The sequence below is a fragment of the Bradyrhizobium sp. CAR08 genome (genome assembly GCF_052871955.1).
Genome location: NZ_JBIXJX010000004.1, coordinates 313,722 through 325,786, shown reverse-complemented (window position 1 = coordinate 325,786; position 12,065 = coordinate 313,722). Strand labels below are relative to the sequence as shown.

Sequence of the window (12,065 nt, the reverse complement as noted above, 5' to 3'; positions counted from 1 at the left end):
GGCTTTGTCTCGCCGGAGATCATGATCAGTGAGCGCCCTGCTGAAGCTGCCGATCGAGCAGTGCCGGGACATTGGGAGGGGGACCTTATCCTCGGTCTTGGCAGCTCGGCCATCGGCACGCTGGTCGAGCGCACGACGCGCTTTACGATGCTCTTGCACCTTCCACGGTTGGCGGGGCATGGCGAAGCTCCGCGCGCGAAGAACGGGCCAGCCCTTGCGGGACATGGGGCCGAAGCCGTGCGCGACGCGATCACGCGCACCATCATCACTTTGCCCGAAGAGCTGCGCCGTTCGCTAACCTGGGATCAGGGAGCCGAAATGGCTAAGCACGATCGTCTCAAGATCGATGCGGGTATCCAGGTCTACTTCTGCGACCCGCAAAGCCCATGGCAGCGCGGCACTAACGAGAACACCAACGGGCTGCTGCGGCAGTACTTCCCGAAAGGCACGGACCTGAGCATCCACAGCGCCGAGGAGATATCCGCTGTGGCAGCGGCCCTCAATGCCCGACCGCGGAAGACACTAGGCTGGAAAACGCCGGCAGAGGCGCTTGACGATCTTCTGTTATGAGTGAAAGTAACTGGTGTTGCGACGACCGTTTGAATCCCCCCTGGATGCCCCGGTCAAGCCGGGGCATGACAGCGAAAATGTGATGCAGCGCCGCGCATAGCGGCGCCGCTTCAATCCACCGCCGCGTACACCAGATCCCGCACCAGCGTCCGCGTAAAATCGCGCTGTCCCGGGCCCTGGCTCATGAATACGACGAACAGATCCTCCTTCGGATCGATCCAGAAGAACGTCCCCGCAATGCCGCTCCAGAAAAACTGGCCAACGCTGCCGGGGAAGGGCGCGATGCCGGCTTCGCGCCGCACCGCGAAGCCGAGGCCGAAACCATGGCCAGGCGACAGCAGCGTGCCATTGGTCTGCACATTCGGGCCGAGATGATCGGAGGCCATCAGCTCCAGCGTCTTGCGGCCGATGATCCTGTTGCCGTCGAGCGTGCCGCCATTGCGCAGCATCAGCGCGAAGCGAGCATAGTCCATGGTGGTGGAGACGAGGCCGCCGCCGCCGGACTCCATGATTGGCTGCTCGAGCATGTTGAACAGCGCGACCTTGTCGCCGGTCCAGGGATCGGCCGCGAACGGTTCGGCGAGCCTGTTGGCATTGGCCTCCGCTGTCGAGAAACCGGTCTCGGCCATCTGCAACGGCGCGAGAATGCGCTCGGTGAGGTACGTGCCGAGCGACTTGCCGCTGACGACCTCGATAATGCGCCCGAGGATGTCGGTCGAGCGACTGTAGTTGAACTCGTCGCCGGGATGGCAGACCAGCGGGAAGCTCGCCACCAGGGCGGCGTGCTCGGCATTGGTGATCTTGCGGCTACGCACCCGCGAGTCCTGATAGATCTTGTGCACGGGGCCGTCGCCCTGGTGCTCGTAGGTCAGGCCGGAGGTGTGGCGGAGCAGGTCCTGCACCGTCATAGGGCGCTTCGGCGGAACCAGTTCCAGCTTGCCGCCGCTGACCACGCCGACCTTCTGGTCGGCGAACTCCGGGATGAATTTCGCGATGGGGTCGGCAAGAATCAGGTGCCCATCTTCGACCAGCGTCATGATGCCGACCGACACGATCGGCTTGGTCATCGAGAAGATGCGAAAGATCGAATCTTGCGCCATCGGCGCCGCGCCCGTCGGGCTCTGCCTGCCGAGCGCCTCGAACCAGCCGACCTGGCCGTGCCGTGCCGCCAGCACGGTGACGCCCGGAATGGTTCCCTTGTCGATCTCGCGCTTGAAGGCGTCCGACATGGCCTGGAGGCGAGGGCGCGACAGCCCGAGCGTCTCGGGGCGGGATTCCGGCAGAGGCGGAGTCTTCGGTGCGATCGAGGGCCAAGGGGCGGCTGTCGCGGACGCTTGGGCAGTAGACGCTTGGGCAGTCATGGGCACTCCCGGTGCTTATTATTGTTCGGAGCGGACTGTGGCCCAGAAGGCGCGGCACAAACAAGCGAAGCCAGCGCGCTTCACCCTTGCAATCCGGTCTTGCAATCCGGCCGCCCCCTGTGCTTCAAAGCGGCCTGATCCGGGCGGCAACGCAGGGTCCGTAGGAGTGTAGCTCAATTGGTAGAGCACCGGTCTCCAAAACCGGGGGTCGCAGGTTCGAGCCCTGCCACTCCTGCCAGCGAAATCAAACACTTAGCTAGAACGTGGGCGATCAGCCATCGGCCGGATATTGCTGCCGGACGGCGTGAATCCTAGCCGCTGACCTGCCGTTTCCAGATCGCCTCTGCAAGGGCGATCTCGGCCACGGAATCTGCGCCGGAAGCCACGGCGTCCTCTGCTCCACGATATCGGCGACGAATGCCTCGGCCTGACGCCGAAACGCCCAACTCTTGCCGCGCGACAATTCAGTGGGTTGTCCTTGCTGATGGAGAACGACCTCTGCCTCCTGCTCGGCAAAGGCGGGGGCAATTCGATGGTCAGCGCGCCCAGCTCGAACGCGTTGGGCTGCGACCTTGGGACGGCGCATTGCAGGCGGCAGATAAACCCTTGATCGGCCTGATCTCTGGTCCGTCGCCCGTGGAGGCCGTTTTGCCCACGCCGGCCCTCTCTATCTTGACCTTTGGTCCCATCCGCAGTAGATACCGCGCACTCGCAGCCGGCCCGTTAGACGCGGATCTCCGGCGCGGCTTTGAAATCCCCGAACAATCGAGCCCGATTTCCGGCTCATCCTTCGACAGAGGGCTGGGCCAACGGCGGCTGTTCGGATCCCTGAAATTCATTCGCGTCTGTCGACGGACGTTGGACATCAAACGATGGCAGTCAGCCCGTTCAAGTTCTTGCAGGAAGTCCGCTCGGAGACCGCCAAGGTCACCTGGCCGACCCGCCGCGAGACCACGATCACCACCATCATGGTGTTCGTCATGGTCGCCGTGGCCTCGATCTTCTTCTTCGCCGCCGACCAGATCATCCGCGTCCTCATCACCTTCCTTCTGGGCATTCACTGATGGCAACAGCAACGGCTCAATTGTCTGACAAGCGCTGGTACATCGTCCACGCCTATTCGAACTTCGAGAAGAAGGTCGCCGAATCGATCCGCGAGCAGGCCAAGCAGCGCGGGCTTGAGGAGTTGTTCGAGCTGGTGCTGGTCCCGACCGAGAAGGTCACGGAAGTGCGCCGCGGCCGCAAGATCGACGCCGAGCGCAAGTTCTTCCCGGGCTACGTGCTGGTGAAGATGAAGCTGACCGACGAGGCGTTTCATCTGATCAAGAACACGCCGAAGGTGACCGGCTTCCTCGGCGCGGAAAACAAGCCGATGCCGATCTCGGAAGCCGAGGCCATGCGCATTCTGCACCAGGTGCAGGAGGGCGTGGAACGGCCGAAGGCGTCGGTGTCGTTCGAGATCGGCGAGAACGTGCGCGTGGCCGATGGCCCGTTTGCCTCGTTCTCGGGTGTGGTCGAGGAAATCGACGAGGCGCGCTCGCGCGTGAAGGTCGCGGTGTCGATCTTCGGCCGCGCCACGCCGGTCGAACTGGAATTCGGTCAGGTCGAGAAGGTCTGATCGGGTAGGCGTGAGGCTTCGGTCTCGCGCAACAAGAGGCCGTGGGAGGGAGAGGGCGGTTGCCAGCCGCATCCGACCCAGACCACGAACCTGAAACCGCCGGCCCAGGCCGGCCCAACAGGAGTGATACATGGCAAAGAAAGTGACCGGATACCTGAAGCTTCAGGTCCCGGCCGGTGCGGCGAATCCTTCGCCCCCGATCGGTCCCGCGCTCGGTCAGCGCGGTCTCAACATCATGGAGTTCTGCAAGGCGTTCAACGCCCAGACCCAGAAGGAAGAGAAAAACACCCCGATTCCCGTCGTGATTACGATCTACGCCGATCGTTCCTTCACGTTCGAGATGAAGACGCCGCCGATGTCCTTCTTCCTCAAGCAGGCTGCCAAGATCCAGTCCGGCTCCAAGGCGCCGGGCCGTGACAAGGCGGGTGCGGTGACCAAAGCGCAGGTGCGCGAGATCGCCGAGAAGAAGATGAAGGATCTCAATTGCGATTCCATCGAAGCGGCCATGAAGATGGTCGAGGGCTCTGCCCGCTCGATGGGTCTGGAAGTGGCAGGGTAAGCGGTCATGGCAATCGGAAAACGTTTGAACAAAGCCCGCGAAGGTATTGATCGCGAAAAGCTTTACCCGCTCGCAGACGCCATCAAGATGGTCAAGGAACGCGCGAAAGCGAAGTTCGACGAGACCATCGAGGTCGCGATCAATCTCGGCGTCGATCCGCGTCACGCCGACCAGATGGTCCGCGGCGTTGTGACCCTGCCGAACGGCACCGGCCGTACGCTCCGCGTCGGCGTGTTCGCCCGCGGCGCCAAGGCCGACGAGGCCAAGGCTGCCGGAGCCGACGTCGTCGGCGCCGAGGACCTGGTCGAGAAGGTGCAGAACGGCACGATCGATTTCGACCGCTGTATCGCAACCCCCGACATGATGCCGCTGGTCGGCCGCCTTGGTAAGGTGCTCGGCCCGCGCGGCCTGATGCCGAACCCGAAGATCGGCACCGTGACCATGGACGTCACCGGCGCCGTGAAGGGCGCCAAGGGCGGCTCGGTCGAGTTCCGCGTCGAGAAGGCCGGCATCTTGCAGGCGGGCGTCGGCAAGGCCTCGTTCACCGAGGAAAAACTGGTCGAGAACATCAAGGCCTTGGCTGACGCTGTGTCCAAGGCCAAGCCGGCCGGTTCCAAGGGCACCTACATCCAGCGCGTTGCGGTGTCCTCGTCGATGGGCCCCGGCGTGAAGGTCGAGCCGGGCACCATTCTCGGCTAAGGTTTGCAAATGACATGAGGCGAGGGGCGGAATTGGGCAACCGATTCCGCCCCTCGTCGTTTGTGACGGCGTTCACCGGAAACAAGAACAATGACTGACAAGGTCCTGATCTACTCGCGCTTTCCCAAGACGATGATGGCGCGCTTCGCCGAGCGGTTCGAGCTGCTCGACACCGGCGGCAAGCCGGCGCGGGAGATGTTTTCGGCCGACGCGCTCGGCGATATCCGTGCAGTGCTCACCGCCGGCGGCACGCCGCTGGGCGCGGAGGCGATGGACCTGTTTCCCAAGCTCGGTGCCATCGTCTGCTACGGCACCGGCTATGACGGTGTTGACCTGAAGGCCGCTGCTGCCCGCAATATTGCGGTCGGACATAGCCCGGGTGCCAATGCGGCCTCCGTCGCCGACATCGCGATGACCCTGATGCTCGCGGCGACGCGGCGAATCCTGGTGGCCGACCAGTACGTCCGAAGCGGCGATTGGGCCGCGTCAAAGCCCTCGCCGATGATGCGCCCGCAGGCCGGGATGCCGGGCCGCCGCATCGGCGTCTACGGCATGGGCGAGATCGGCCGCAAGATCGCAGCGCGCTGCGCGTCCTTCGAGAGCGAGATCGGCTATTTCAGCCGCAGCAGGTACGATCTGCCCTATCAATATTTCCCGACCTTGGAGGCGCTGGCCGACTGGTGCAGCGTGCTGATGATCGCGGTCCGGGCAGGAGCCGAGACCCAGCATGCCGTCAGCGCCGATATCCTCAGGCGCCTCGGGGCGGACGGCTATGTCGTCAACATCTCCCGCGGCTCGGTGATCGATGAGAAAGCCCTGGTGCTGGCGCTTACCGAGAAGACCATCGCCGGAGCCGGTCTCGATGTCTATGACAAGGAACCGCACGCTCCTGACGCGCTGACGGCACTGCCCAACGTCGTGTTCTCCCCCCATATTGGCGGCCACACCCTGGAATCGCACGTCGCCATGCAGAACTGCGTGCTGGCGAACCTGACCGCGTTTTTCGAGGGCAAGAAGTTGCCTTACGCGGTCAAATGAGCGGAAACCGGCCCTTTTCGGCCATGGTTAAGCGCGAGCGGCAACGGATTGGAACTGGTGTGAATTTTGCTCTTGGCAAGCAGGCCCCGAGCGGTTAAAGAACCGCTTCCGGACGTGCCGGCCTCGGCTGGCGCGTTCGTGCACGCATTCCGAAAACAAGCGATGGAGATCATTCCTTTTCAGGGCGTCCGTGAGGATTTGCTGGAAAGGGAGGGAAAACCGTCGGGTGTGGGGTGCGGGCAGAGGTCGGGCGGTTCGCCGGCTGACCTTGTCCTGTCCAAGACTGCAGGCGCCCGCGGGGAATTCCGATTTCTCAACGGCTTAATCGCATGGCCTGCATAGACGGGTGAAGACCGGATTTCACTTCGTGGCCACCTTAGGGTCGGTTGCGGAATGGGTTTGGTTCGGACCTCGACACGCCGTGGGCTCTAATGGGCTCTCGGAGGGCAGGCTTTGAATTGTCGTCTTGCCCGGCGTGTCCGATGGGTTTGGCCCTGAGGTTCAGGTTTGGGCGGGACGATGGGTGCAACCCGGCGGTCCCGCTTTCGCGATGACCGCCAACCGGAAAGAGCTTGCTGTGGAACGAGCGGCAAAAAAGGAAGCGGTCGAACAGCTCAATGGGGTCTTCAAGACCACGAGCGTCGCGGTCGTTGCCCAATATTCCGGCCTGACCGTTGCCCAGATGCAGAAGCTGCGCTCGCAGATGAAGCAGGCTGGCGCCTCGGTGAAGGTCTCGAAGAACCGTCTCGCCAAAATTGCTCTTGAAGGCACTGACGTCGTTGCCATCGGCCCCATGCTGAAGGGACCGACCGTGATCGCCACTTCGGACGATCCGGTAGCGGCGCCAAAGGTCGCCGTCGAATTCGCCAAGGCGAACGAAAAGTTCGTCATCATTGGCGGCTCGATGGGAACGACCGTCCTGAATGTCGACGGCGTGAAGGCACTTGCCTCGCTGCCGTCGCTTGACGAACTGCGCGCCAAGATCGTCGGCCTGCTTGTGGCCCCGGCGACCAAGATCGCTCAGCTCGCCAACGCGCCCGCGGGCAAGCTCGCGCGTGTCATTCAGGCTTATGCCTCAAAGAGCGAAGCGGCCTGACGCCCTTCGCAAAACTCAAACCCGAACCAGACTTACATTCAAGGAAACTGAACAATGGCTGACCTGCAGAAGATCGTTGACGACCTCTCGAGCCTCACCGTGCTCGAAGCTGCCGAACTCGCGAAGCTCCTCGAAGAGAAGTGGGGCGTTTCGGCTGCCGCGGCTGTCGCCGTGGCCGGCCCGGCTGGTGGTGGCGCTGCCGCCGCTCCGGCCGAAGAGAAGACCGAGTTCACGGTCGTTCTTGCCGCCGCCGGCGACAAGAAGATCGAGGTCATCAAGGAAGTCCGCGCCATCACCGGCCTGGGCCTGAAGGAAGCAAAGGACCTCGTCGAGGGCGCGCCGAAGCCTGTCAAGGAAGGCGTGAACAAGGACGAAGCCGAGAAGCTCAAGGCCCAGCTCGAGAAGGCTGGCGCGAAGGTCGAGCTCAAGTAAGCAGCGCTTACTGGCACGAGATCCCGGTCAGCATCATCGCAACCGGGGTCTCGGTCCGCTCTCCGAAAGGGCGGGCCGGATGCAAAAGGCGTGCGACGGAACGACCCGACGCAGGCCGAACACGAAAAAGTGTGGGGATTTGAGGGTTTGTCCCTCGAATCTGCACTAATGTCGCCCCATATCGGGTCGGCAGCACGAAAGCGCGGTGGGCAGGGATGCCGCATTCCCTGTAAGCCGTTGGGAGAGCAAGCTATTTCGGGCTTTTGCAGTCCGTGAAGAGGTTGGTTGTGACGGGCGGGCGCGCTCCTGCGCCCCGCGCGTCGTTTTGCGTTTTGAAGGTCTGAAGAACAGATTCAGGACATTCCTGCCTGAAACTGAGTCTCCGGCCCCCAAGACGGGTTCGAAAAATTCAACCCGGGGAGCGGCGGTCGCCGCGTTCCGGAGGGCGCGCCCAAATCGGGCGACGAAAATGAGAGGCCACGATGGCGCAGCAGACATTCACCGGTCGCAAACGCGTTCGCAAGTTCTTCGGACACATCAAGGAAGTGGCCGAGATGCCGAACCTCATCGAGGTTCAGAAGGCGTCCTATGACCAGTTCCTGATGGTCGACGAGCCCCAGGGCGGTCGATCGGACGAGGGCTTGCAGGCGGTGTTCCGCTCGGTGTTCCCGATCTCCGACTTCTCGGGCACCTCGATGCTGGAATTCGTCCGCTACGAGTTCGAGCCGCCGAAATACGACGTCGACGAGTGCCGCCAGCGCGGCATGACCTTCGCGGCCCCCCTCAAGGTGACGCTACGCCTCATCGTGTTCGATATCGACGAGGAAACCGGCGCGAAGTCCGTCAAGGACATCAAGGAGCAGGACGTCTACATGGGCGACATCCCGCTCATGACGATGAACGGCACCTTCATCGTCAACGGCACCGAGCGCGTCATCGTCTCGCAGATGCACCGTTCGCCGGGCGTGTTCTTCGACCACGACAAGGGCAAGACCCATTCGTCGGGCAAGCTGCTGTTCGCCGCTCGCGTGATCCCGTATCGCGGCTCCTGGCTCGACATCGAGTTCGACGCCAAGGACATCGTCTATGCGCGTATCGACCGTCGCCGCAAGCTTCCGGTGACGTCGCTGATGTTCGCGCTTGGTCTCGACGGCGAGGCGATCCTCAGCACCTTCTACAAGAAGATCCAGTACAAGCGGATCAAGGAAGGCTGGCGCGTTCCGTTCGACGCCAATCGTTTCCGCGGCTACTCGACCATTAACGACCTGATCGATGCCGATACCGGCAAGGTCGTGCTCGAAGCCGGCAAGAAGCTCACCGTGCGCGGTGCGCGTCAGATGCAGGAGAAGGGGCTGAAGGCGCTGCGCCTCTCGGATGCTGAGCTCGTCGGCAACTACATCGCCGAGGACCTCGTCAATCCCAAGACCGGCGAGATCCACGCGGAAGCCGGTGAAGAGATCACCGACAAGTCGATCAAGGTTCTCAACGAGCACGGCTACAAGGAGCTGCCGCTGCTCGACATCGACCACGTCAATGTCGGCGCCTACATCCGCAACACCCTCGCGGCCGACAAGAACATGACGCGCGAGGACGCGCTGTTCGACATCTACCGCGTGATGCGTCCCGGCGAGCCGCCGACGCTGGATTCGGCGCAGGCAATGTTCCAGTCACTGTTCTTCGACGCCGAGCGCTACGACCTCTCGGCGGTCGGTCGCGTCAAGATGAACATGCGCCTCGACCTCGATGCGCCCGACACCCAGCGCACGCTACGCAAGGAAGACATCCTCTCCGTCATCAAGACGCTGGTGGATTTGCGCGACGGCAAGGGCGAGATCGACGACATCGACCATCTCGGCAACCGCCGTGTGCGTTCGGTCGGCGAGCTCATGGAGAACCAGTACCGCATCGGCTTGCTCCGCATGGAGCGCGCGATCAAGGAGCGCATGTCTTCGGTCGACATCGACACGGTCATGCCGCAGGACCTGATCAACGCCAAGCCGGCGGCCGCCGCCGTGCGCGAGTTCTTCGGCTCCTCGCAGCTCTCGCAGTTCATGGACCAGACCAACCCGCTGTCGGAGATCACCCACAAGCGCCGCCTGTCGGCACTTGGACCGGGCGGTCTGACCCGCGAGCGCGCCGGCTTCGAGGTCCGCGACGTGCATCCGACGCATTACGGCCGCATCTGCCCGATCGAGACGCCGGAAGGTCCGAACATCGGCCTGATCAACTCGCTCGCGACCTTCGCGCGCGTGAACAAGTACGGCTTCGTCGAGACGCCTTACCGCAAGGTCAAGGACGGCCGCGTCACCGACGAGGTCGTGTACCTCTCGGCGATGGAAGAGGGCCGCTATACGGTCGCGCAGGCCAACGTGCCGCTCGATCCGAAGGGCCGCTTCACCGAAGATCTCGTGGTCTGCCGTCACGCCGGCGAAGTCTTGCCGGTGACCCCGGACAAGGTCGACTACATGGACGTGTCGCCGAAGCAGCTCGTTTCGGTCGCGGCCGCGCTGATCCCGTTCCTCGAGAACGACGACGCCAACCGCGCGCTGATGGGCTCGAACATGCAGCGCCAGGCGGTGCCGCTGGTTCGCGCCGAAGCGCCGTTCGTCGGCACCGGCATGGAAGGCGTGGTTGCGCGTGACTCGGGTGCTGCGATCGCGGCGCGCCGTTCGGGCGTGATCGACCAGATCGACGCCACCCGCGTCGTGATCCGCGCCACGGAAGATCTCGATCCGACCAAGTCGGGCGTCGATATCTACCGGCTGATGAAGTACCAGCGCTCCAACCAGTCGACCTGCATCAACCAGCGTCCGCTGGTGAAGGTCGGCGACATCGTCAAGAAGGGCGACATCATCGCCGACGGTCCGTCGACCGATCTCGGCGAGCTCGCGCTCGGCCGGAACGTGCTCGTCGCGTTCATGCCGTGGAACGGCTACAACTTCGAAGACTCGATCCTGCTCTCCGAGCGGATCGTGAAGGAAGACGTGTTTACCTCAATTCATATCGAAGAATTCGAGGTGATGGCCCGCGACACCAAGCTCGGACCCGAGGAAATCACCCGCGACATTCCGAACGTCTCGGAAGAAGCGCTGAAGAACCTCGACGAAGCCGGCATCGTGTACATCGGCGCGGAAGTACGCGCCGGCGACATCCTGGTCGGCAAGATCACGCCGAAGGGCGAAAGCCCGATGACGCCGGAAGAAAAGCTCCTGCGCGCCATCTTCGGCGAGAAGGCTTCCGACGTCCGCGACACCTCGCTGCGCGTTCCTCCGGGCGTGCAGGGCACCATCGTCGAAGTGCGCGTGTTCAACCGGCACGGCGTCGACAAGGACGAGCGTGCGCTGGCGATCGAGCGGGAAGAGATCGAGCGTCTGGCCAAGGACCGCGACGACGAGCAGGCGATCCTGGACCGCAACGTCTACAACCGTCTTGCCGAGCTGCTCGAAGGACGGCAGGGCATCGCCGGTCCGAAGGGCTTCAAGAAGGACACCAAGATCACCCGTGCGGTGCTCGAGGAGTACCCGAAGTCGCAGTGGTGGCTGTTCGCTTCGCCGAACGACAAGCTGATGGCCGAGATCGAGGCCATGCGGAAGCAGTACGACGAGTCGAAGAAGGGGCTGGAACAGCGCTTCCTCGACAAGGTCGAAAAGCTTCAGCGCGGTGACGAATTGCCGCCCGGCGTGATGAAGATGGTCAAGGTCTTCGTCGCGGTGAAGCGCAAGATCCAGCCCGGCGACAAGATGGCCGGCCGCCACGGCAACAAGGGCGTGGTGTCGAAGATCGTGCCGATCGAGGACATGCCGTTCCTCGAAGACGGTACGCATGCCGACATCGTGCTCAATCCGCTCGGCGTGCCTTCGCGCATGAACGTCGGACAGATCCTCGAGACCCATCTTGGCTGGGCCTGCGCCGGCCTCGGCAAGCGTATCGGCCAGACAGTCGATGCCTATTTGTCGAAGCAGGACATCAGGCCGCTGAAGGAAACCTTGAAGAAGGTCTACGGCGAGGACGAGACGATCAAGTCGCTCAACGACAACGAATTGATCGAGCTCGGCCACAATCTGAGCCGCGGCGTTCCGATCGCGACGCCGGTGTTCGACGGCGCCAAGGAAGCCGACATCGAGGAGATGCTGAAGCTTGCCGGTCTCGACGCTTCGGGTCAGTCGACCGTCTATGACGGCCGCACCGGCGATGCCTTCGATCGCAAGGTGACGGTGGGCTACATCTACATGCTCAAGCTGCACCATCTCGTCGACGACAAGATCCACGCGCGTTCGATCGGTCCGTACTCGCTCGTTACCCAGCAACCGCTGGGTGGCAAGGCGCAGTTCGGCGGCCAGCGCTTCGGCGAAATGGAAGTGTGGGCGCTCGAGGCTTACGGCGCGGCGTACACGCTCCAGGAGATGCTGACCGTGAAGTCGGACGACGTCGCCGGCCGTACCAAGGTGTACGAGGCGATCGTGCGTGGCGACGACACCTTCGAGGCCGGTATTCCGGAATCGTTCAACGTGCTGGTCAAGGAAATGCGCTCGCTCGGCCTCAACGTCGATCTGCACAATTCCAAGGTCGGACCGGGGACGGCGGAAGCGGCCGAGTAATACGACCCTCATGCCCGGCCTGAATGGCCGGGCATCGGCGCCCAGTCCTGGAATCGCAAGGGCAGGGTGCCCCGCATAGTGATTTTCGAATTTG

The 12,065-nt window shown here is 63.1% G+C and carries 10 protein-coding genes and 1 tRNA gene; 10 read left to right on the top strand and 1 reads right to left on the bottom strand.

The genetic code is table 11. From position 1 onward, the window contains the following. Positions 1-570 (top strand): IS30 family transposase (locus ACIPUD_RS11735; protein ID WP_446480695.1); only part of this gene is annotated, 570 nt, incomplete at its 5' end. 110 nt (positions 571-680) lie between these two features. Here ACIPUD_RS11735 and ACIPUD_RS11730 read toward each other — a convergent pair. Beyond that, positions 681-1,931: a serine hydrolase domain-containing protein gene (locus ACIPUD_RS11730; RefSeq protein WP_377787413.1), complete on the bottom strand. Its 1,251-nt coding sequence runs from the start codon at positions 1,929-1,931 to the stop codon at positions 681-683. A gap of 162 nt (positions 1,932-2,093) precedes the next feature. Between ACIPUD_RS11730 and ACIPUD_RS11725 the strand changes: the two genes are divergently transcribed. From ACIPUD_RS11725 to rpoB, 9 genes are all read left to right on the top strand, one after another. Continuing rightward, a tRNA-Trp gene (locus tag ACIPUD_RS11725) sits at positions 2,094-2,169 on the top strand. Positions 2,170-2,803: 634 nt separating this feature from the next. Further along, the gene (secE, locus tag ACIPUD_RS11720) at positions 2,804-2,995 is read left to right on the top strand and encodes a preprotein translocase subunit SecE (RefSeq protein ID WP_007602984.1); all 192 of its coding nucleotides are present in this window, start codon (positions 2,804-2,806) and stop codon (positions 2,993-2,995) included. Beyond that, positions 2,995-3,549: a transcription termination/antitermination protein NusG gene (gene nusG, locus ACIPUD_RS11715; RefSeq protein WP_007602985.1), complete on the top strand. Its 555-nt coding sequence runs from the start codon at positions 2,995-2,997 to the stop codon at positions 3,547-3,549. Before secE ends, nusG begins: the two co-directional genes overlap by 1 nt. A 130-nt stretch (positions 3,550-3,679) precedes the next feature. Beyond that, the gene (gene rplK, locus ACIPUD_RS11710) at positions 3,680-4,108 is read left to right on the top strand and encodes a 50S ribosomal protein L11 (RefSeq protein ID WP_018456444.1); all 429 of its coding nucleotides are present in this window, start codon (positions 3,680-3,682) and stop codon (positions 4,106-4,108) included. A 6-nt stretch (positions 4,109-4,114) separates the two neighbouring features. Next, a complete protein-coding gene (gene rplA, locus ACIPUD_RS11705) occupies positions 4,115-4,807 on the top strand; it encodes a 50S ribosomal protein L1 (RefSeq protein ID WP_007602988.1) in 693 nt (230 codons plus the stop codon). A gap of 90 nt (positions 4,808-4,897) precedes the next feature. Continuing rightward, entirely contained in the window at positions 4,898-5,845 is a 948-nt protein-coding gene (locus ACIPUD_RS11700; protein ID WP_085351281.1) for a 2-hydroxyacid dehydrogenase, read from the top strand. Between the two features lie 577 nt (positions 5,846-6,422). Continuing rightward, a complete protein-coding gene (rplJ, locus tag ACIPUD_RS11695; RefSeq protein ID WP_026233178.1) occupies positions 6,423-6,941 on the top strand; it encodes a 50S ribosomal protein L10 in 519 nt (172 codons plus the stop codon). A gap of 54 nt (positions 6,942-6,995) precedes the next feature. After that, entirely contained in the window at positions 6,996-7,373 is a 378-nt protein-coding gene (gene rplL / locus ACIPUD_RS11690) for a 50S ribosomal protein L7/L12 (RefSeq protein WP_007602994.1), read from the top strand. Between the two features lie 482 nt (positions 7,374-7,855). Beyond that, positions 7,856-11,971 carry a DNA-directed RNA polymerase subunit beta gene (rpoB, locus tag ACIPUD_RS11685; RefSeq protein ID WP_018456447.1) on the top strand — a complete coding sequence of 1,372 codons (4,116 nt, stop codon included), beginning with the start codon at positions 7,856-7,858 and terminating at the stop codon, positions 11,969-11,971. Positions 11,972-12,065: the final 94 nt, after the last annotated feature.